The 20,785-nt window shown below is 57.2% G+C and carries 19 protein-coding genes and 3 pseudogenes; 17 read left to right on the top strand and 5 right to left on the bottom strand.

The features are described from left to right. The first annotated feature begins 56 nt into the window (after positions 1–56). Positions 57–677 carry a transposase gene (locus ACYQ0R_RS15995; protein ID WP_488193309.1) on the top strand — a complete coding sequence of 207 codons (621 nt, stop codon included), beginning with the start codon at positions 57–59 and terminating at the stop codon, positions 675–677. On the opposite strand, the gene ACYQ0R_RS15990 is transcribed toward ACYQ0R_RS15995, so the two are convergent. Then, positions 661–1,773, bottom strand: a complete 1,113-nt coding sequence (locus ACYQ0R_RS15990; RefSeq protein ID WP_459822340.1) for an IS630 family transposase — start codon at positions 1,771–1,773, stop codon at positions 661–663. The two genes, ACYQ0R_RS15995 and ACYQ0R_RS15990, sit on opposite strands and share 17 nt — an antisense overlap. A gap of 45 nt (positions 1,774–1,818) precedes the next feature. Here ACYQ0R_RS15990 and ACYQ0R_RS15985 point away from each other — a divergent pair, with 45 nt between their 5' ends. The 7 genes from ACYQ0R_RS15985 to ACYQ0R_RS15955 all read left to right on the top strand — a co-directional run bounded on the left by ACYQ0R_RS15985 (position 1,819) and on the right by ACYQ0R_RS15955 (position 8,573). Beyond that, positions 1,819–2,226, top strand: coding sequence for a transposase (locus tag ACYQ0R_RS15985; protein WP_459825911.1), 408 nt, complete (start codon positions 1,819–1,821; stop codon positions 2,224–2,226). Between the two features lie 157 nt (positions 2,227–2,383). Further along, a complete protein-coding gene (locus tag ACYQ0R_RS15980; RefSeq protein ID WP_459825909.1) occupies positions 2,384–4,039 on the top strand; it encodes an ABC transporter substrate-binding protein in 1,656 nt (551 codons plus the stop codon). Between the two features lie 94 nt (positions 4,040–4,133). Then, the gene (locus tag ACYQ0R_RS15975) at positions 4,134–5,147 is read left to right on the top strand and encodes an ABC transporter permease (protein ID WP_459825907.1); all 1,014 of its coding nucleotides are present in this window, start codon (positions 4,134–4,136) and stop codon (positions 5,145–5,147) included. 1 nt (position 5,148) lies between these two features. Then, a complete protein-coding gene (locus ACYQ0R_RS15970) occupies positions 5,149–6,051 on the top strand; it encodes an ABC transporter permease (protein WP_459825905.1) in 903 nt (300 codons plus the stop codon). 1 nt (position 6,052) lies between these two features. Then, entirely contained in the window at positions 6,053–7,174 is a 1,122-nt protein-coding gene (locus ACYQ0R_RS15965) for an ABC transporter ATP-binding protein (RefSeq protein ID WP_459825903.1), read from the top strand. Then, the gene (locus tag ACYQ0R_RS15960) at positions 7,171–8,211 is read left to right on the top strand and encodes an ABC transporter ATP-binding protein (RefSeq protein ID WP_459825901.1); all 1,041 of its coding nucleotides are present in this window, start codon (positions 7,171–7,173) and stop codon (positions 8,209–8,211) included. Before ACYQ0R_RS15965 ends, ACYQ0R_RS15960 begins: the two co-directional genes overlap by 4 nt. Then, entirely contained in the window at positions 8,208–8,573 is a 366-nt protein-coding gene (locus ACYQ0R_RS15955; protein ID WP_459825899.1) for a hypothetical protein, read from the top strand. The genes ACYQ0R_RS15960 and ACYQ0R_RS15955 overlap by 4 nt, the downstream gene beginning before the upstream one ends. 45 nt (positions 8,574–8,618) lie before the next feature. Here the strand turns inward: ACYQ0R_RS15955 and ACYQ0R_RS15950 are convergent, their stop codons facing one another. Further along, positions 8,619–9,089, bottom strand: coding sequence for a DUF7529 family protein (locus ACYQ0R_RS15950; protein ID WP_459825897.1), 471 nt, complete (start codon positions 9,087–9,089; stop codon positions 8,619–8,621). Positions 9,090–9,298: 209 nt separating this feature from the next. On the opposite strand from ACYQ0R_RS15950, the gene ACYQ0R_RS15945 reads away from it, so the two are divergent. Continuing rightward, entirely contained in the window at positions 9,299–10,069 is a 771-nt protein-coding gene (locus ACYQ0R_RS15945) for an SDR family NAD(P)-dependent oxidoreductase (protein WP_459825895.1), read from the top strand. A gap of 182 nt (positions 10,070–10,251) precedes the next feature. Here the strand turns inward: ACYQ0R_RS15945 and tnpC are convergent, their stop codons facing one another. After that, the gene (gene tnpC / locus ACYQ0R_RS15940; RefSeq protein WP_459820641.1) at positions 10,252–11,706 is read right to left on the bottom strand and encodes an IS66 family transposase; all 1,455 of its coding nucleotides are present in this window, start codon (positions 11,704–11,706) and stop codon (positions 10,252–10,254) included. Positions 11,707–11,728: 22 nt separating this feature from the next. Between tnpC and ACYQ0R_RS15935 the strand changes: the two genes are divergently transcribed. From ACYQ0R_RS15935 to ACYQ0R_RS15905, 7 genes and pseudogenes are all read left to right on the top strand, one after another. Continuing rightward, on the top strand, positions 11,729–11,953 hold the full coding sequence (locus tag ACYQ0R_RS15935; protein ID WP_459825922.1) for a type II toxin-antitoxin system RelE family toxin: 225 nt from the start codon (positions 11,729–11,731) through the stop codon (positions 11,951–11,953). A 70-nt stretch (positions 11,954–12,023) separates the two neighbouring features. Then, positions 12,024–13,169, top strand: a complete 1,146-nt coding sequence (locus tag ACYQ0R_RS15930) for an ISH3 family transposase (protein WP_459820755.1) — start codon at positions 12,024–12,026, stop codon at positions 13,167–13,169. A gap of 441 nt (positions 13,170–13,610) precedes the next feature. Beyond that, positions 13,611–14,435, top strand: coding sequence for a homing endonuclease associated repeat-containing protein (locus tag ACYQ0R_RS15925; RefSeq protein WP_459825893.1), 825 nt, complete (start codon positions 13,611–13,613; stop codon positions 14,433–14,435). 325 nt (positions 14,436–14,760) lie between these two features. Continuing rightward, a complete protein-coding gene (locus ACYQ0R_RS15920; RefSeq protein ID WP_459825891.1) occupies positions 14,761–15,918 on the top strand; it encodes a hypothetical protein in 1,158 nt (385 codons plus the stop codon). A gap of 40 nt (positions 15,919–15,958) precedes the next feature. Further along, positions 15,959–16,261: pseudogene (locus tag ACYQ0R_RS15915) on the top strand (IS5/IS1182 family transposase); the annotation flags it as partial. Positions 16,262–16,306: 45 nt separating this feature from the next. Next, a complete protein-coding gene (locus tag ACYQ0R_RS15910; RefSeq protein WP_459822340.1) occupies positions 16,307–17,419 on the top strand; it encodes an IS630 family transposase in 1,113 nt (370 codons plus the stop codon). 6 nt (positions 17,420–17,425) lie between these two features. After that, positions 17,426–17,836: pseudogene (locus ACYQ0R_RS15905) on the top strand (transposase); the annotation flags it as partial. Positions 17,837–17,866: 30 nt separating this feature from the next. Here ACYQ0R_RS15905 and ACYQ0R_RS15900 read toward each other — a convergent pair. Then, positions 17,867–17,992: pseudogene (locus ACYQ0R_RS15900) on the bottom strand (IS6 family transposase); the annotation flags it as partial. Between the two features lie 92 nt (positions 17,993–18,084). On the opposite strand from ACYQ0R_RS15900, the gene ACYQ0R_RS15895 reads away from it, so the two are divergent. Continuing rightward, a complete protein-coding gene (locus ACYQ0R_RS15895; RefSeq protein WP_459825889.1) occupies positions 18,085–18,924 on the top strand; it encodes a polysaccharide deacetylase family protein in 840 nt (279 codons plus the stop codon). 21 nt (positions 18,925–18,945) lie between these two features. Here ACYQ0R_RS15895 and ACYQ0R_RS15890 read toward each other — a convergent pair whose 3' ends face one another. Then, positions 18,946–20,763, bottom strand: a complete 1,818-nt coding sequence (locus tag ACYQ0R_RS15890) for a M20/M25/M40 family metallo-hydrolase (RefSeq protein ID WP_459825887.1) — start codon at positions 20,761–20,763, stop codon at positions 18,946–18,948. Positions 20,764–20,785: the final 22 nt, after the last annotated feature.

Genomic DNA, 20,785 nt, shown 5'->3' with positions numbered 1-20,785 from the left:
TCACATGACGTAGACCTTATCTAGCAGAAACTCCTGTATAGCGTAAGGATTCACCCGTGACGTTCAATTTTATCCGATACGATCAAGATCAGCAACACCTCCTGCCAAAGAACGTCGCGGAGTGGGTCGAAGAGGATAGTCTCGAACGCTACGTTTCCGACGTTATCGATCATCTCGACAACGAGGGCCGGCTTGACCCATTCTATCCGGACAATCGGGAGGACGGCCGCGGGCGGCCGTCCTTCCATCCCGTGATGATGCTCAAAGTCCTCGTTTTCGGCTACTGCATCGGCATCCGCAGCTCCCGGAAACTCGACCGCCTGCTTGAACGTGACATCGCCTTTCGCTACCTTGCCGCGAATCAACACCCTGACTTCCGCACGATCAGCCTCTTCCGCAAGAACCACCGCGAGGAGTTCGAGCACCTCTTCGTTGAGATCCTTCGCCTTTGCCGAGAAGCTGGCATTGCTGAGATGGGCGAAGTCGCCCTGGACGGTCGCCGCGTCCAGGGCGACGCGGCCCTCGACCAAAACCGGACTCGTGAGCAGATTACCGACGAAATCCACGACATCCTTGAGGAAGCTGCCGAGGTTGACGAAGCCGAAGACGACGAATACGGACCAGAACAACGCGGAGACGAGCTCCCGGAGGATATAGTAGTTAGCGAATCTTATTGAGGAATCCACTGAGGTGGTTGTCGATCCACGATGCAGCGAAACTCAGTTTCTCGGTCAGTTGATCGAACAGGTGGTCAAGGCGTTTCCGGTACTCGTCTTCGCCGTTGACGATCAGCGGCGAAGACTCCCACTTGAGACTCTTCCAGACAGGTTCGATTGGGTTGAGATCCGGGGAGCCAACCGGCAAGAACACCAGATCAATCCCAAGTTCGTGAGCACGCTTGCGCGTGTACTTACAGACGTGTGAGGAGAAGTTGTCCAAGACGAGCAGAATCCGCTTGCCGGGATTCTGCTCGCGGATCTCCTCGAAACAGCCGCAGATCTGTTCTTTCTTCTGGTTCGGTGGGAACGACAGCACGCTCTCTCCGTTGAGCGCATAGAACCCGGCCGCTGGTGTATCGATTTTCACCAGCGGCCGGGTGATATGTGGATCATCGACCGTGTACAGTCGCTGAGAATTGTCCCAGGGTTGTGGATGCGAGATATCGAAAAACCCCACCACAGTCCCGCCATCAGTGCAGATATCTTCATCGGAGCTCCACTCCTCTTCATCGTCATCATCGTCACTCTCGCGCTTGTTGTGTGGTTGGTCATGAGCATCCTCGTCGAACGCGTACTCAACGCGTTCGTCGAGGATTTCTTCGGCGTTATCGGGTCGATCAGGCCGTTTTGTCCGAGGAATGGCGTAGGAAAGGCCGAGATTGTCTAGAAATTCCGGAAGGTAGTGTGGGTGATATTCGACATCGAACTCATCGTCGAGAAGGTGCTGGATCTCCTGTTTTTTCCACGGTTGACCTTCACGCAGGAGGTCAATGAGTTCGTCTTGTTGGTCTTCGTCGAGCTTCGGGGGCCGACCGCCCCCGAAGTTCGGAGTAAGTTTACCGAGGCCTCCTTCGTTCCAGCGAGTGACCCAGTTCGTGGCGGTGCCCTCAGATCTCCCGACGTCATCAGCGGCTTCCTTCAGCGTGGCACCTTTGTACAGCCGTTTGAGAAAGACGAGGCGTTCGAATTCCTTCTGATCGTCCGCCTCACCGAGGAGCCGATCCAGATCCTCTTCACTCAGGTGCCGCACGATTTTCTTCTCTCGTCCAGTCACTACACGAAAGAGATTCTTCTCCTCAATAACTTTGCCGAATCACTATTGAAGGCGCTTGCCGACGCTGGCTACTGGAGCAAAGCGAACGCGCAGTTAGCGGATGAGCAGACAGAACTGTTCATCGCCACGACTAAAGACTGGAAGCGACGGAAAGAACTCCGGGAAGCGGATCCGCCACGAGGGCGGATCCCCAAGTGGTACGGGCTGAAAGAACGCATGGAGCGAAAACTCCGGACGAAACGAGGCAGAGGTATCTATCGCAAGCGCAGCCAGAGCGTCGAAGCAGTGTTCGGTCAGCACGTCACCCGCGGCTGTGACCGATTTCTGTTACGTGGGGAGGCGGGAGCGCAAGCGGAGTGGTCGTTGTTTTCGGCGACGCACAACCTGTTGAAGCTGTGGCGGTCCGGCCGAGGGCCGGACGGCCACGAAGTAGCAGACACGATCGCCAGATAGCTGGGTTTGCCTCTCTTTTTGTCAACGCTGCTGGATCGGTTGAGCAAATTATACTGCGGTGTCTTCGACCGATATCGATGACTGGGAGTGTGAGAATTCTTAGACAGGCTCTTTGCGGAAGGTTTTTTTAACCCTAGTACGTTTGACTCTCCTGCAAATGGTTATGTCTGACAATACCACCCAACTCGGCCGCAGGTCGTTCGTGAAACTCGCTGGGGCTGGTGCGGCAAGTGTGGCGATAGCGGGTTGCGCGGGGTCGCCAGATGACGATGACGACGCTGCCGGGACTGGGACCGGTGGCGGGTACATGGACAATCACTTCGTACTTATCGAGGATCAGACTCACGGTTCTATGGATCCTCACGCGATGTCTGACACCATCGAGAATACGATGGTTCACCTGCTGTACGATCAGCTGTTGATCCTTGACCCTGACACGAACGAAGTCGAGGAGAACATTGTAACCGATTGGGAAGTAAATGAAGAGGGGACGGTCTGGGAGTTCACGATCCGGGAAGATATCACGACCCACGGCGGAAACACGCTCACCGCGGAGGATGTCGCCTACTCGATGGATCGTCAGCTGAACATCAGCGGCGGCTACGGCGCGTTCTGGCAGCCCCACCTCAACGAGGGTGATACCGAAGCCGTAAGCGACACCGAGGTCCAGATCACCTTCGACGAAGCTTACGGTCCATTCCTTCAGTCCTTGATTCGGTTCTCAATTGTCGACAAGGCGATGGTCGAAGAGCACGAGAACGGCGGCGATTGGGCAAGTGATTGGTTCGAAGAGGGGAATACCGCTGGTACCGGTCCGTATACAATCGAGGAATTCCGCAGTTCGGATACGACCAATCTTGTCGCCCACGAGGACTACTGGAAAGGATGGGACGACGATCAGTTTGGAACCGTCGACGTCGAAATTATCGAGGAGTCCTCAACCGGTATGCAGTCGATGCAACTCGGTGAGGCCGACTGTTACAACGGAAACCTGACCGACGACAACTGGGAGGAACTAGCCGGCTTCGACGGTGTCGAAATCGTCCAGGATACAATGAACCGGCTGTACACGGTCCATATGAACACCCAAAAGGAGCCATTCACGGATATCAAGGTTCGGGAGGCGTTCTTCTACGCGATCAACTACGAGACGATCGTCGAAAACATCATCGGCAGCGGACTCGTCGCCGCCGGCCCTATCCCGAGGCCATTAGAGCCGTTCCACAACGAGGACATTCCGGTTTCGGAACAGGATGCGTCGCGCGCTCAGGAGGCGCTCGATGACTCAGGCTACACGGCCGATGAGATCAACGAATTAGACGTCGAGATTCAACCGATGGCAGGTAACCCGATCTTCGAGCAGACCGCACTTTCGATGCAGGACAATTTGAACGAGGTGCTTGGCGTCGAGATCGATGTCAACTCGACCCAGTGGGCGACGATTGCGGAGGCTTACGGCTCGCCCGACTCCTCGCCACACATGTTCAACACGTACAACTCGGCGAACTTCGTCGATGCGGAAACGCACGCCGGCTTCATGTTTCACCCTGATTCCTTCGGCACGTACGCCACCGGCCACTGGTACGAAGACGAGGAAATTATCGACTTGATCGAGAGGGCGGGCCGCGAACCCGACGTTGACCGGCGCGTCGAGCTCTATCACGAATATCAAGAATTGATCTATGAAGCGTACACGAACTTCTGGATTGCCAACCCGGACAACAGGATGGGTCTTCAGGAACACGTCGGTGGTTACACCTTCCCGGACCTAATTTCGAACCGGAACATATACAACTGGTACCTCGACGAGTAGCCGCGAGTAAAAAGGTTTATTAAAACAAACAAATTAAGATAGCCGATTCAGGCGGAAGATAACAGAGACGAAACTTAAAAGTAGATTGACATAAATGAATTCCGTAAAGAAAATCGCGAAACGTCTCGGACAGGCGATTCCCACCCTATTCGGCTTGTCAATTCTCATCTTCGCGTTGACGCGTGTGGTTCCTGGAGATCCGGTCCGAATCGCCCTGGGAGAACGGGCGACTGATGAACAGGTGGCCAGACTCGAAGAGGAGATGGGACTTGATGACCCATTGCCTATCCAATACATCGACTGGCTGACAGGTATATTCCAGCTTGATTGGGGGTTGTCCTTGCAGACCAACAATAATGTCTACAACGATATCGCTGCCACGTTTCCAGCCACGCTGGAACTCGTCCTCGTGACTATCACGCTGGCGATCGTGCTGGCCGTCCCGTTCGGTGTGATTGCGGCGTCGTCGAAAGATAAACTCCCAGATCACGTGTCCCGTTTCGTTGCGCTCGCCGGAGTATCTATTCCTCGGTTTTGGCTTGGGATTATGCTCCAAGTTATCGTCGTTGTCGGGCTCGGATTGTTCGCCCTCACGGGCCGAATCGGGGGGAGTCCGCCACCCCACTACACCGGTCTCTATCTTATTGACAGCTTGATAGCTGGGGAATTCGACACTTTCGTCGACGCGCTCATTCACATCACGCTTCCGGCCGTTACGCTCTGTGTCGGAACGCTAGCGCAGGTAATGCGTCTCATCCGATCCGATATGATCGAAGAATCACGAAAGGACTACATTTTGGCTGCCCAGGCGTACGGACTTCCAAACAACCTGATAACGTATAAATATATGCTGAAAAACGCCTTCTCAAGTTCGCTCACGATCATCGGTCTTGCGTTCGGGACGTTGATCGGTGGTGCGTTCGTCGTGGAGATCGTGTTCGGATGGCCGGGTATGGCCCGATACGGTGTCAGGGCCGTTCAGTTCCAGGACTTTAACGCTGTCATGGGTGTTGTGATGGTCGTCGGAGTGATGTACCTCTTCGCGAACTTCGTCGTCGACATCCTCTACGCGTATCTGGATCCAAGAATTGAATTGGAGGGTGAGTAATATGAGCACGTCCTCGTACTTCGATAAATTCAGTCTAGACTCGGTGCTTCGTGAAGACCGTGCAGAACGGCTCCGGGTCGTGTACTATCGGTTTACACAAAATCCGACGTCGATGATCGGGTTGTTAATGATCCTCTCAGTGATCTTCGTCGCGATCTTCGCCCCGATCATCGCTCCGAGGCCTGAAGCCGTGCATTCGACCGACTTCGCGATGGGTGCGACTGCCCCAAGCTGGGAGTATCCGATGGGAACCGACCCTGAGGGGCGCGATATCCTTTCGCGCGTGATCTACGGCGCACGGATTTCGTTGATGGTCGGCCTGATAGTTCTCACGATCGCCATCAGCCTCGGCGTGACTGTTGGGTTAGTAGCCGGCTACCTCGGTGGGGTAGTGAACGCGGTCCTGATGCGAATCGTTGACGTGTTCCTGTCTATTCCACCGATCGTACTCGCCCTCGCGGTGATCGCCGCCGTTGGACAGTCGTTATTTTTCGCGATCGTCGCGATCTCGTTTTCTTGGTGGGCCTGGTACGCCCGTCTCGTTCAGGGTGAGGTCTTATCGGTGAAAGAAGAGGATTTTATTGAGGCAAGTCGGGCTTCGGGAGCGACTTGGGTACACACGGCGTTTAAAGAGGTGCTGCCGAACGTGACTGGACCGATCATCGTGAAAGGGACCCTCGATATGGGATTCGCGATCTTGGTCGCCGCAGCACTGTCGTTTTTGGGGCTCGGATCCCAGCCACCGACCCCTGACTGGGGGACGATGGTGGCCGACGGACGCGATTACGTCACCCTCTACTGGTGGGTTGCCGCGTTTCCTGGGCTGGCGATCTCCTATACTGTAATCGGCTTCAATCTGCTCGGCGACGGGCTCCGAGACATCTTCGACGTGGAGGTGGAATGAGATGAGCACCACTGATGAACCGCTCTTGGACGTTCGAAACCTGCATGTTCAGTTCGACGTGTACGAGGGACGGGCAGAGGTGATCAACGGCATCGATTTCACGCTCGAGCGCGGTGAGACGGCCGCACTCGTTGGCGAGTCCGGCTGTGGAAAGAGCGTAACTATCAAAACCATTCTGGGACTCCTCCCGGAAGCCCGGATTCCCGAGGGTGAGATCTACTACAAGGGTGAGGATCTGCTACAGATGTCCGAGAGCGAGCGTCACGCTTGCCGCGGAAAGGAGATCAGTATGATCATGCAGAACCCGATGAGCGCGCTGAATCCGGTCTTTACGATCGGCGAGCAGATGCTGGATCTCCTCAAACACCAGGGGAAACAGCGTCTCGGCGTTCTGGAGTGGGCCAAGGGGAAGTTCAGTCGCCGCTCCAACGAGGAGTATCGGATACAGGCGCTCGAGGCGTTAGAACGCGTCGAGATAGCCGCCGCAGAGAGAGTCTTTGACAGCTATCCAACCGAACTCTCCGGCGGAATGCGTCAACGCGTGTTGATTGCGATGGCGCTGCTGTCCGAACCCGACCTGTTAATCGCCGACGAACCGGGGACGGCACTCGACGTCACGCTAGAGGCGAAAATTCTCAAGCTACTCGAAGATCTGGTCGAGGAAACCAACGCGACGGTACTGTACATCACGCACGACCTCGGTGTTGCGCGTGAAGTCAGCGACCATGTGAACGTAATGTACGCCGGAGAGATTGTCGAACAAGGCACGACCGAACAGCTCTTCAACGACCCGAAACACCCGTACACCAAGGGATTGCTCGAGAGCGTTCCGAAGGTATCCGTGGGGATGGGCGACGGAATCGAAGGTCAGTTACCGAGTTATACGAACCCGCCGAAGGCGTGTCGGTTCGCCGACCGGTGTCCGTTTGCGGAGGAGGGGTGCCGGGAAGTCTTCCCCTATAAGCGTTCGCTTGAGGACGGGCGCGCCGTTGCCTGCCACTTGTACGACGGACCCCCGGTACAAGACAAACACGTATCACTCGCCCAATCGACGAACGTGGAGCTGGCCGCTTCGTCTCCAGATGGGGATCGACTCACACAAGCCGGTGGTGAACAACAATGACCGCACAGCAACGACAACGGGAGTACCGGGCCGGAGACGACCCCGCCGTTCGGGTCGAAGGCTTGAAGAAACACTTCGTCTCGAAGACGGACCTGTTCGGCCGGCCGACCGAAATCGTTCGGGCCGTCGACGGCGTCGACTTCTCGATCGGTGCGAACGAGACGTTTGGCCTAGTGGGGGAGTCCGGTTCGGGGAAGACGACGACCGGCCGCGCAGCAATCCGCGTGATCGAACCGACCGCGGGGTCGATCGAGATCTGCGGACGGGACGTACGATCGCTGTCGGACGAGGAACTCCGGAAGTTCCGAAAGCGGGTGCAGATCGTCTTTCAGGACCCGGCTTCGAGTCTCAATCCCCGTAAACAGATTAGAAAGATCATCGAAACTCCCCTGGAGATACACGACATCGGAACGAAAGAAGAGCGAACCGAACGCGTCCGCGAACTCCTCGATCTCGTCGATCTCCCGCCCGATGAGTTCATGAACAAAACGCCGGCATCGCTATCGGGCGGTCAAAAACAGCGTATCGGTATCTGTCGTGCGGTCGCAACCAATCCAGACTTCGTCGTTCTGGACGAACCGACGAGCGCGCTTGACGTAAGCGTACAGGCACGCATCGTTTCGATCCTCGAAGAGTTACAGGAAGAGCTGGGTATCGCGTATCTGTTTATCACGCACAATCTTTCGCTGCTTCGAAACGTCGCCGACTACATCGGGGTGATGTACCTCGGTCAACTCGTTGAGGTGGGCAGAACCGAGGAGATCTTCACGAATCCACAGCACCCCTACACCCGAGCGCTGCTGTCGGCTATCCCCGCCATTACGGAGGAGGACAAAGCGTTGCTTCCCCCGATGACGATTCTCGAAGGCGAGGTGCCGGATCCCAGACAGAAACCGGCCGGCTGTTCGTTCCGGTCTCGGTGTCCGGAGGCGTTCGAAGCCTGCGCCGAGCAGGAACCCGGTATGTATGAGCATGAAAACGGGCACTGCTCGCGGTGTCTCCTCCACGACGATCAGTACGATCAGACTCTCCAATGACGATCGATGAGGAACGACTTCGAGATGCACTCGAACACGCTCCCCCAACGTGGAACCAGCGGGCTATCGAACGACTGGCCGCGGATCCACCGTCGCTGAAGGAGCGATCGACGATGTGTGCTCGGTGTGACGGGCCCTGCGAGGACGGCGAAATCTGCGCCAGCGTCGCCGTACACGAACTGGACCTTCTGTCCCAGGTTGGTCGGGATCAGGCATTTCACCACGTTGAAGCCGGCATCGAACGACTAACGATTCAGGAGGCGGTTCAGGTTCGCGAGACCGATCTCCATCGACCAAACACGTTCATCGAACTTCTCGAACCGGAACCGGCTACGGAAGGGGCGGACACACGGACGTCCTGAGGGGCGCCTCGTAGCGCTCGGTGGTCGTATTCGATCTTCGCTCCTTTAGCTCGACTCGTAACGGAAGAACTCGTTCGGTTCGTGGGTGAAGACGACTCGTTCTCCCTGCAGAGTACTGAGGTACGTAGGAATCGTTTTTTTCTGGGTCGCTTTTTCGACCAACTCGTCACGTTCGGCGAGGGAGTAATACAGCGGGTACAGGACGGCGACCTTTGACGACGGGTCGCGTTCGACGACGACCGCGTAGACGCGACCACCGGTCGTCCGCTTGTAAATTTCGAAACGTTCGAAACCAGCGGCCGCCTCGACCGCGTCGGCCAACTCTTCGAAGTCGTTGCTGGGAATGACTAGCCGGACGCCGAACGTCTCCGAATCCATCGACGTCGTCACCTGTCCGGGCCGAATCCGGACCGTTCGCCACCCTGTGTCGTCTAGTTCCTCCGCGATGGTGGTCACCTCCTCAAGGAGTGTCCGCCACGTCGAACCGTCGGTTGTCTGCCCGAAATTTCGCTCCATGGTAGTGTTGTTCCGACTCGAGCGGTAAATAACCGCCCGGATCGAAGACTACGTTGGCTAAACCGTCTGTTCGCGTTCTACAATCTCAGCCTCTCCTTTTGCCGAAATTGGTTGAATTACTGATATTTAGGTTCACTGTAGTTGAACATGATTCGCCGAACGTTGCCAGAAGTATCAACCCTTATCATAGATGGCTGTGATAAATGCGTATGACAATTCTGCGTGATGGAATCGACTTCAAGGGTGAACACGTCGTCGTGACCGGTGGCGGCGCGGGCATCGGTCGACGAATCGCAATCGAATTTGGAAAGGTCGGTGCTGACGTCTCGATCGTCGACCGTGAACCGAATCCGCGGAACGATCGACAACCGACCCACCGGAAACTCCGCGAAAACGGTGTCAACGCATCGTTCTATCACTGTGACCTCCGCGATCCAGCGGCAGTGGCGGAGACGTTCGCGGAGCTGACGGACGGAGCTCCGATTGACGTACTCGTTAACAACGCCGGCATTAATCGGCTCGGGAACGTGGAGGAGATTACGCTTGAGGACTGGAACGCCGTTCAGGAGATCAACGTTCGAGGGACGGTACTGGCTACGAAACACAGCATCGAGAGCCTGCGAACCACGGTCGGCCGGATCGTTAATGTCGCCAGTATCGCTGGACTCAAAGGCTCAACGGAGTATGCGACCTACGCTCCATCGAAGGCCGCCGTAATCAACCACACGAAGCAGATAGCCGTCGATTACGGGCCGGACGGTGTCCGGGCTAACGCCGTTGCGCCGGGAATCATCGACGCGGGGATGGGTACCGACGAACTCAAGGATCCGGAGCGAGCCGCAGCGAAGCGTGAACAAACGATCTTGGGCCGTGTCGGCCGGCCCGAAGAGGTGGCTGACGCCGTTCTCTTTCTAGGGAGCGACGCCGCTAGCTACATCACCGGCGAGGTTCTCGTAATCGACGGTGGCTGGACGGTATAAGAAGTCCTGGCCTTGTTGAAACCCTCAATCGATGATAGGTTTCAGCAGTTCTGCTGAATACACAGCGCGAATCAGTCACTACAATAGTTGCTCAGACATCTGATTTGCAACCAAAAAAATATTACACTGGACGTAGTTGGATAGCAAGACAAAGATACACCGCACAGTGATGCCTCTCGTCCTTACCGAAGTTCTCTCCCACCCAGAATTGACTGGAGCTGTTCAGGTGGATCAAGTCCTCGTCGTTTCCACGTCGCCAACATCGTTGTTATTGTCTCGTGAATCTGGACCCCTTCTGCCGAACGCAGGGTCCGAAACATCTTCCGAAGGACTACTTGCTCGCGCAGAGCCCGCTCTGCGCGATTATTCGTTGAATCAACACCCCGTTCGGTCACGAACGTCAGCCAGTGACCCAAGCCATTGCTGATCTTCTTGATCAGCTGCTGAACCTCTTGGGCCTCGTAACCTTCCCTCACCAGGCCCTCCAAGTGTAAGGATGCTTCCGCCCGCTTCTGCTCGCGGGCGGAAGCGGACGGATCTCCTTCGACGAACGTCGTTAGATCGTCGTGGAGTGCGTGCAACTCTTCAGACAGCCGCTCTGCTTCCTCGTACCGTTCAGCGACGTACTCAGCCTCCCGCAACAGGTGCGCCCAGCACCGCTGCAGTTTCGTGTGATAACTCGAATACGCCGACCAGCCGTCACAACTGAGCGTCGAGTCCTCGGCGAATTCCTCGCCGAGGACGTCTTCTAAGACTCCACTTCCTCGGCTTTCATCAACCCAAAACAGCACTTCGTCATCAGTGACGAACGTCCACGCCCAGTGTTGTTCTCCATCGACCGGAAAGCCTGTTTCATCGCAGTAGACGACCTCACTCTCCCGAATCTTCTCTTTGACATCCTCGTAAGCGGGTCGCAGACCGGCTGCGACCCGCTTAGTCAAGTTGTAGATCGTCCGGTGAGAGATCGGAAGGTCGAAGTCCCAGTCAAACAGCTCGGCCTGTTTCCGGTTCGGCAGTCGTTGATGGAACCGACCGAGAGCGGTTTGGGCCATGATATTTGGCCCAAACCGCCCCTTTTCGGGACAGTCAGGATGCTCAGCAACAACCTCGTTACCACAAGAACAGTGGTGTTTACCGAGCTTGTACTCGGTAACAGTGGTTGGAACAGGAAGCGGTACGTCAATAATAGTCCGTGAAACGTAGCTATCAGGGCTAGAGAGGATTTGCTCACAGTCTGGACAGAATCCCTGATCAACGAGGATCGTCTCTTCTGGTTCAGGTGCTGTTCGAGTTGTTCCCTCGTGACCTTCGCTGCGTCCAGGCGATGAGTCGCTGGCGGCGTCAGAGTCGCCGCCAGCGTCGTCTTCATCAGGTTCTTGGTCTTCGTCCTCGGTTTGGTCGTCATCGCCTGGTGAATTAGCCGCACCACCCTGTCTACTGGGTGGTGTGTTTGGATTTTCGTACTGCTTGAGGCGAGCCTCAAGCTGTTCGATCTTCTGTTGTTGTGCAGTAATCTGGCGTCGCAGCAGCCGGTTCTCAAGCTTCTTGACTACGAGCTGCTGGCGGAGTAGCGAACTGTCGTCGGTGCGGATCACGGAATCTGTCGATTCCGTTGATCCGCGACTCCCCAGCGACACAGTAATTCAGCAGTAGTGAACGATCTATGAGACTGCTACGAAATCGTCTCGACATGGAACTGCTATCCAACTACAGGCGAAGGACTGGACCTCCCATCGCCTCGAAAAACTCAGCGGGTATCCGTACTACAAACTTCGCGCTGGCGACTATCGTGCGATCATCACGTGGGACCGAGACGACGATGTCCTGATTGTCGAAGCGGTCGGACATCGGCGGAATATTTACGACAGGCACCTTCCTCCGTAGTCCCGCTATTTTCCAACCAGACTCAGTCGATCACATCGGATTTGAGTGAAAGTGTCTGCTTGGCAAAAGTGTGAAACCTACCGAAGCAGACAGCGAGATAGAGGAAGAGCACCTGCTTAATTTTGTCGTCAACAGCCTTGACGAAGAGCTTGCGATAGATCTCGGTGAGGACATCGAGGTCACGACAGAGACGTTGTACGAGGTCCTCGCCGGCGCCAGCGCCGGCGGGACCTCGATCAACCACGTCTGCGAAACGACCGACGACTCGCCACACGCCAACACCGTCCGGGGACATCTCACTGAGCAGTTTGAGCTTGACTCGGTTGAGGCGGTTGGAGACACGCTCCTACAACGAGATGCCCTCGAGACACTCCCGGATCGACCGGTGGAGGTCTGCGTAGACCTCCACCTTGATCCCTACTACGGTGACGAGGACGAGACGGAGGCGCTGTACTTCTCGCAAGCGAAACGAGGAACAACTGCGTTTCACGCCTATGCGACACTGTACGCGCGGGTACGTAACAAGCGCTACACGCTGGCGGTTCGCCAGCTGGTCGCTGGCGATACCACCAGCGATGTCCTCGCTGAGTTTCTCGAACTGCTCGACGGCCTTGACCTCGGCGTCAAGGCCGTCTACCTTGATCGCGGCTTCTACAACAGCACCTGTCTCGGGCTGCTGTACGCGCACAACTACGCCTACGTTATGCCGATCGTCAAGTGGGGCGAGACGATTCAAGACGAACTCAGCAGAGGTTGGAGCCGCGAGATCGAACACGATCTCGCTGGCAAGGTAACGTTTCCCGTGTTCATCGATTGTGTGTACCAGCAGGGGCGGTACGATGAACACGGAGTGGCGCGTCACGGCTACGCCGCTGACGCGCCGTTCATCGACACGCCACGCGATGCCCGAGAACACTACAGCAAGCGTTTCGGCATCGAATCGAGCTATCGGTTAGCCAAACAGAGCCTCGCGTTCACCAGTTCTCAAGACGCTGGCCTGCGGCTGGTGATGTTTGTGGTGAGCCTGCTGTTCCAGAACAGTTGGCGGTATCTCCACTGGAAGTACGTGGCGTCGCCCCGCCGAGGGGGGCGACGCCTCTGGGACTGGTCGTTCACGGAGTTCTGTGAAATGGTACTGCGGGCCGCTTGGACAGCTCTAGGTGTCCGCAGGGCTGTCCCAGCGAATCAACCACTCGACGACCGGTTCTTCCGGTAGCTGTCCACCAATCCGGACAGCGGTCGTGAGTGGCGACGCTGTCGCGTCGGCGGCGATCTGCCGCCGACAGCGACTGACTAACGCCTCGACAGCCGAGCAACGCCAGAATTCAGCCGCTCCATCCTTCCGAAGACTATCGAGGGGCCGAGGACAACGATTTAGCGGCTACTGGACGGAGTCGTGGGCCTTCTGATGTGATCGACTGAGACTAGATGTGGACCTGCCGGTCTAACGTTCAAATACGATGCTGAGTCGGTAGTGTTTATTGCCCCCGAAAGAGGTGCGGGGGGACCTCGCCCCGCTACCGAGTTATGACCGATTCAGATATTCCGTGGCGAGACGAAGCGCTTCTCTACGAACTCTACCGAGAACAGGGACTGAGTACGAGGTCGAGATTTTATAACCTATTACGGGGGTACCGCGGAGGGAGGTGACAGAACCGTGACCGAGCATATCTGCGATCACTGTGGCGAATCGTTTGCGACTTGTCACGAACTGGCCGGACACGTAACTGGTGTCCACCGCCGCGACGAGCTGGAAACTGACGTAGACGTGATTCTCGACGATATTCGGCACGTTGCGAGCGAATTGGGGAAACCGCCGACTGCAAAGGAAATGGCCGACCACGGAGAGTACTCCCAGCGCGTCTGTCAGAACAAATTCGGGAGTTGGAACGAGGCGCTTCGTGAGGCTGGCTTCACTCCGAATCGAAAATACCGACTCACAGATCAGGACTTGCTGAATGAAATTGAGCGTCTTGCGGAGGAGTTCGGTCGCCCACCATCAAGCGGGGAGATGAACCGAATCGGGAAATTTCACAAGTGTACATATCTCGAACGGTTTGGTGGATGGGAAGAAGCACTCACTGAAGCTGGCTTCTCACAACCACAGTCCTATCAGGAGCGCTCGGCGATCCCGTACGGCCCAAACTGGCCAGAACGGCGGCAACGAGCGTTGGAACGCGATGACTACGAGTGTCAAACTCCGTGGTGTGAGATGACTCAGGCGGATCATCAACAGCAGGTTGGGAAGGACATTTCTGTTCACCATCTGATTCCACGGAAATTCTTCGTCGGGCCCGACGGGCAGTTTGACCACGAACAGGCGAATCGAGTCTCGAATCTCGTGACGGTCTGTTCGAAGCATCATCTCATCTGGGAAGCCGTCGCCCCACAGCGACTGGATACGATTGTCGACAGCACACAGTGGCAAGAGATAGTCGGGGGAGAGTGTGGTGGTCTCCCCCCACGAGGGGGTGAGGGGTAAGCCCCCAGTGGTCCAAATGCAAGAGACAGACGAGTCCATCCCGACGCCAAACGCAGACGACCTCACGAAGAAAGAACGACTTCGCTGGCACCTCACCAGTGCCCTCGCAAGCGCTGAGTCACCGGAAACGAAAGCCCACCTTCGAGGAGCACTTGTGGAGTATCGGAAGCTCCCGCCGACACCACTCGTTGAGTGCCCGATCTGTGGGAAAGTCGGGCTACCAGAGCGAATCCAAGCTCACGAGTGTCGACAGTCGTAGCGTCGTTTTTTGCGCCTCAATGGGTGGAGGCGCAGATCAGAACGCTTCGCGCCTTCGGAGGATGTTATGAAAGACCCAGAGGAAGCTACGATCTTCGCAGGCCTCGATGGGCGAACCGAGACGGAACTACCCGAGTGGTACGCCGAGCAACACGGAGATCCCGAACTAATCAGTTTCAGTGAGGCGATTCGAAACCTCCCACAGGCAGTCGACACAGCAGTCGCGTATCGCAACCCGTACGACGACGAATGGGTCGAAACGGAGCGATTCAACGCAATCGTCGAGCCGTCGCGATTGCAAGCAGAAGCGGATGGAGACACCGATGTCGAGTCGCTATTTCACATCCCGACTGACTCATACGCGATCATCAATCCGGTCGACGTCTACGGCCCGCTGGAGGAGGTCCTCCGCGAGGAAACCATCGACGGGACACCGCTGGGCGATGTGATGTTCGGCGAGATTCGGCGCTACCGGGGCGGCGGCGAGGTCCATATGGACATTATGTTCGACGGCCTTGAGGTGCGCCTCCCCGGCCGGTCGGAGCCGATCACGATGGGCGTCACGTCGGGGTACGACTTCTTCGGCGAGCATGCGGTCTACGTGGAGGGCTTCGCCCAAGACGGCTACTGTTCGAACACGATGCGCTCGCTCACCGACAAGGAGGTCATCAAGCACGTCGGCGACGTGCGAAACTTCCGGACCTGGTGGGAGGAGATCCTCGCACAAGTCGAGCTCGTCGCCGACGATCTCTTCGAGTTCATCCGGGACGCCCAGGACATCGACCTCGACTTCTCCGAGCTGCCGTTCACCGTCACGGAGTTCTACAGTCTCTTGGGTTTCCCGGACTACCTAGCCGAGCGCGCCGCGAGTGATGCGGAGGCCAACGCGGCCTCTCCCGTCGAGATCGATATGTGGACGCTGCATTCCGGCGCGACGTACGCGCTCACTCACTTCTTCCAGGGCAAGGAGGGTGCGTCGCTGGACGGCTACGTTCGTACGGCCAACGACATCCTGTTCAACCCGGAAGGCACCATCGAGCGTGTCGAGCGAGCCTACGAGGAGCAGCTGGAGGCGGACGGTGACGACGGGTCGCAGGCGTCGCTCGCCGGCGAGCGGGCGCTTGCGAGCATCGAGCGCGTCAGCGACGACCTGCAGGAGAAAGTCGAGCAGTTCGAAGAACGTGAGGACGCGCTGCGTGAGCGGTTCCAAGAGGCGATGGCCTGACGCCGCGTCGGTGACGTAGTCGTCTGTTCTGTCTTTATCGCCCTCGAGAGACGCGGTCGATCGCTTTCTTACCGACCTCGAACACGTTGTTGACGAGATTTTCGACCACCTCGTCAAGCAGGCCGCCTTGCGGGGCCTGCTCGACTTGACCTACTCGATTGATTCGACAGACATCAGAGCGATGCCTGCCGATCCAGACGCATCAAAATGCTACGATCCAACGGCTGAAGAGTACTATTACGGCTACGGCTGCACGATCGTTTCGACTGGATCAAAGATTCCGATTGCAGCGGAATTCACTGAGAGCAAACAAGCACCAGAAGAGACGGCGATGCGCGTCACCTAGTGATTCGGCAAAGTTATTGAGGAGAAGAATCTCTTTCGTGTAGTGACTGGACGAGAGAAGAAAATCGTGCGGCACCTGAGTGAAGAGGATCTGGATCGGCTCCTCGGTGAGGCGGACGATCAGAAGGAATTCGAACGCCTCGTCTTTCTCAAACGGCTGTACAAAGGTGCCACGCTGAAGGAAGCCGCTGATGACGTCGGGAGATCTGAGGGCACCGCCACGAACTGGGTCACTCGCTGGAACGAAGGAGGCCTCGGTAAACTTACTCCGAACTTCGGGGGCGGTCGGCCCCCGAAGCTCGACGAAGACCAACAAGACGAACTCATTGACCTCCTGCGTGAAGGTCAACCGTGGAAAAAACAGGAGATCCAGCACCTTCTCGACGATGAGTTCGATGTCGAATATCACCCACACTACCTTCCGGAATTTCTAGACAATCTCGGCCTTTCCTACGCCATTCCTCGGACAAAACGGCCTGATCGACCCGATAACGCCGAAGAAATCCTCGACGAACGCGTTGAGTACGCGTTCGACGAGGATGCTCATGACCAACCACACAACAAGCGCGAGAGTGACGATGATGACGATGAAGAGGAGTGGAGCTCCGATGAAGATATCTGCACTGATGGCGGGACTGTGGTGGGGTTTTTCGATATCTCGCATCCACAACCCTGGGACAATTCTCAGCGACTGTACACGGTCGATGATCCACATATCACCCGGCCGCTGGTGAAAATCGATACACCAGCGGCCGGGTTCTATGCGCTCAACGGAGAGAGCGTGCTGTCGTTCCCACCGAACCAGAAGAAAGAACAGATCTGCGGCTGTTTCGAGGAGATCCGCGAGCAGAATCCCGGCAAGCGGATTCTGCTCGTCTTGGACAACTTCTCCTCACACGTCTGTAAGTACACGCGCAAGCGTGCTCACGAACTTGGGATTGATCTGGTGTTCTTGCCGGTTGGCTCCCCGGATCTCAACCCAATCGAACCTGTCTGGAAGAGTCTCAAGTGGGAGTCTTCGCCGCTGATCGTCAACGGCGAAGACGAGTACCGGAAACGCCTTGACCACCTGTTCGATCAACTGACCGAGAAACTGAGTTTCGCTGCATCGTGGATCGACAACCACCTCAGTGGATTCCTCAATAAGATTCGCTAACTACTACGTGACGCGCTCGCCGTCGAGAAACCGATGTAGATGCTCGGTGACAGCGCGTACGATACACTCGACTGGCACGACCACCTGCTGGCCGCAGGGGTCGTGCCAGTCGCCCCATACAACCCACGAAACACCGACGATCCGAAAGACATCGAGTACAGGGTCGAAGACCGCATCGAGGAACACAGTGAAGACGTTCAGTTGAAGCAATCAACGCTAGACGAGACGTACAACCGCCGAACTGGGGTCGAACGAACCAACGATGCAGTCAAGGACTGCGGCCTCGGGCGTGCGTTCGCCCGAGGCCGCGTCCATGCACGAGCGCAAGTGTTTCTCGCGCTGTGCCTTCGTCTCGTCGTTGCAATCACCAACTACGAACGCGGAGACAATCCGGGAAGCACGATTATCACGGTGTGACAAGAGTTCTATGACACCCTCTACCCCACGTAGTGACATACCGGCCAAGTGACAGCGAATCGCTACTTCAATCGCCCATCGCGGCGTTCGATCTCGCTCCACAAACGACAAGTCGATCCACGCGATACATTCGCTGAGGCGCTCAGTTTCGGCCATAGACACTCTGAAGTCGAGCGCCTCATCCTCAAATTTAACGCGACCTTTGCCGCATCACTAGAGATTATTATGTTCGATTCAATCCTTCGGGTATGGCTACTAATACTGCGGACGACTGGCCAGACGGATATCGGTCGGCGGCGGTCTTTACGTTCGACCTTGATGCGACCGAAACGTGGGATCTTCGCATCGAACGCGATTCAGCGTGGGACAAACCACCGGTGAAGACACGCGGCGAATTCGGTCCGAATGTTGCGGTGCCGCGGATCCTCGAGCTGTTCGAGCGGTACGATCGCCAATGCACGTTCTTCATCCCCGGTAAAGTCGCCGAAGACTGGCCCGAAACCGTTCAGGCCATCCACGACGCCGGCCACGAAATCGGTCTCCATGGCTACCGCCACACTAACCCCGACGCGGTCTCTCGCGAGGAGGAAAAAGCGGATCTCCTACGATCCATCGAGGTGTTTGAGGACCTCATTGGCGAACAACCCATCGGCTACCGGAGTCCGGCGGCGGATTTAAGTAACGACTCGCTCGAACTCCTCGCCGAGCAGGGTGTCAAGTACGAATCGAGTTTCATCGACGACGATCATCCCTATTTCCACAAAACCGAGCATGGTCGGCTCCTTGAGATCCCGTTCGAGTGGTCACTCGACGACTGGCCGTACTTCGGCTTTCACATGTTCCCACAGCTTCCCTACCAGAGCGGAATCAGTTCTACCGGACCGGTGTTCGATTCCTGGGAACGAGAGTTCGACGCTCTCCACAAGCGAGGCCGGTGTTTCATGCTGACAATGCACCCACAGATCATCGGTCGTGCAGGCCGAATGGACGCACTCGAGGACCTCCTCCAGCGTGTCATCGCCACCGGCGACTCATGGGTGACAACCGGCGAAAAGATTGCGAACTACTGGTTCGAGACAAACGAGTGAGCGGGGCCCAGCGGATTTACCTCACGCTTGTAGCTCGCGGCGGGCTGTCCGGAGTTGATGGACGACTTCGTTTCGGTCGCGAACGAGCGTTTTCGTTCGGAATCGATATTCGTCCCCCTCGAGGTTCTCTAGTTCTCGGACATCCGCGAGCGACGGGTAAGGTGGCCGATACATTGCAGGATCCTGCTCGAAGCGGCCGTTTTCGGTAAAGTCGAGCGGCACGAGGATCCGTGAGAGGCGTCGGAGTGTCTTGTTCGCCCGCTTCTCGGAGACTGCTCCGGCGTCGACGATCGCGTAGAACGTCTCAAGTTCGTCCTTGAGACCACGTAGCTCCTCGAGAACAGGCGAAAGATCGAAATGATCGCCGGCCGCTTCGTGATATTCCTGAATCGTCGTAAGGTGGTTGGCAACGGTCCGACGGTAATCGAGCGGGACCACGGGGGCGCTCAACAGTCGCGCCAGCACGACGAGGTAAACGCGGATATCTCGAACGAGGACATCCGGGTCGGCTTTGTCGAGGGTATTGGTCGAGAGATGCCAAGCCTCCGAGTCCCCGCCGCTACCGCTTACGGGGTGGTAGCCCCGCGCATCTCGCACCTCTCGTGGGATGCTCGAGGAGAGTGCGAGCATCCCGGTCACGCCAAGATTGTAAAACGAGTAGTCCCCGGATCGACGCGGTCGGTTTTCGGTCGAGTCCTTGCCGGCGACGTCGTCGATCGCTCCTCGACACAACGGATCCGCCTCAGCCATCCAGACCGTCATCTCCTCGAATTCGGTGGCGTCTTTGACGCCTGGGCTGTCGAAGTTGACGTGGGCGACGCAGTGATCGTAGAGTTCGTGGGCGAACTGGTCGACAAACCAGGTGCTGCCGCCGTAGCGGCCGCCTTCGTGGGCGGGCCAGAAGGCGATGCGGAGGTCCCGGCGAAGGCGGTCACGATGGTCGTTGAGCACGCGTGCGCACTCGACCATGCCCGCGTTCCCCGTCGCGTTGTCCGTCACACCCGCATCGTACGAGTCGTAGTGCCCGTGGAGGAGGACGAAGTCGTCGGACCGGGGATCGGCCTCGCCGGGGACTTCGGCCACCACCAGCGGACATTCGACCCACCTGCGGGGCACGTCGGTTTCGACCTCGAGGGCCAGCAGCTCGTCGCCTGCGGCGAGTGCGCTGAGGCGATCACCGACGTCGCGTGCCACGTTGAGAATGGGAATCTCGGGGATCATCTCTCGTTGTTCGGGACGAGGAATCGCCCCCCAGACAGGCATCGAAACGCCGTAGTGGGGCTCTTCGGGGTGTGGATGGACCAGCACGTACGCGGCCGCATTTCGCGCCTCAAGCTCCATGATGAGCGTTCGCGAGAGGATCGGTTGATCCACGACTACGACCTTCCCCTCGAACTCGCGGTCCGCCTCGCCGAGGTCCTCTAACGAGGCGCCTCTGAGTTCTTGAACGCTCGCAGCCTCCGGAAGCTCGAGCTGGCAAAACTCTCCCTGAACGCTGGCGCTGCCCGAAAAGGACTGCGCCTTGATCGCGGGACGATCCGTCTCCGTGTCGAGATCTTCTCGGTGGGGCGATACCACACGCAGGGCCGCAGAACGTGGCTCACCGATCCAGAATTCCGGCTCATAGCGTTCGAAGGGGATCCCGTACTCCTCGAACCGTCGCTCCAGGTAGTGGGCCGCCGCCCGTTCGTCATCGGTTCCGGGTTCCCGGTGGAGATCCGCGAATCGCTCGACGAGGTCCCACGGTTTCGACCGCGAGACCGAATCAAAGAGTGTTCGCTCAAACTCCGAAAGCACCGGCTCGTCTCGGTCATACAGCTGGAACTGGTCTGCTGACATATAAACATACATCTCAAAGCCG

It is taken from the genome of Halorubrum luteum (genome assembly GCF_054652935.1).
The sequence above is the reverse complement of the archived record's forward strand: the minus strand, read 5'-3'. Positions and strand labels throughout refer to the sequence as shown.

Excerpts from the sequence above, each read along its gene's own strand:
- ACYQ0R_RS15890 (WP_459825887.1), bottom strand. The coding sequence starts at position 20,763 with ATGTCAGCAGACCAGTTCCAGCTGTATGACCGAGACGAGCCGGTGCTT.
- ACYQ0R_RS15965 (WP_459825903.1), top strand. The coding sequence starts at position 6,053 with ATGAGCACCACTGATGAACCGCTCTTGGACGTTCGAAACCTGCATGTT.
- ACYQ0R_RS15980 (WP_459825909.1), top strand. The coding sequence starts at position 2,384 with ATGGTTATGTCTGACAATACCACCCAACTCGGCCGCAGGTCGTTCGTG.
- ACYQ0R_RS15955 (WP_459825899.1), top strand. The coding sequence starts at position 8,208 with ATGACGATCGATGAGGAACGACTTCGAGATGCACTCGAACACGCTCCC.
- ACYQ0R_RS15920 (WP_459825891.1), top strand. The coding sequence starts at position 14,761 with ATGAAAGACCCAGAGGAAGCTACGATCTTCGCAGGCCTCGATGGGCGA.
- ACYQ0R_RS15895 (WP_459825889.1), top strand. The coding sequence starts at position 18,085 with ATGGCTACTAATACTGCGGACGACTGGCCAGACGGATATCGGTCGGCG.
- ACYQ0R_RS15960 (WP_459825901.1), top strand. The coding sequence starts at position 7,171 with ATGACCGCACAGCAACGACAACGGGAGTACCGGGCCGGAGACGACCCC.
- ACYQ0R_RS15950 (WP_459825897.1), bottom strand. The coding sequence starts at position 9,089 with ATGGAGCGAAATTTCGGGCAGACAACCGACGGTTCGACGTGGCGGACA.
- ACYQ0R_RS15945 (WP_459825895.1), top strand. The coding sequence starts at position 9,299 with ATGACAATTCTGCGTGATGGAATCGACTTCAAGGGTGAACACGTCGTC.
- ACYQ0R_RS15970 (WP_459825905.1), top strand. The coding sequence starts at position 5,149 with ATGAGCACGTCCTCGTACTTCGATAAATTCAGTCTAGACTCGGTGCTT.
- ACYQ0R_RS15975 (WP_459825907.1), top strand. The coding sequence starts at position 4,134 with ATGAATTCCGTAAAGAAAATCGCGAAACGTCTCGGACAGGCGATTCCC.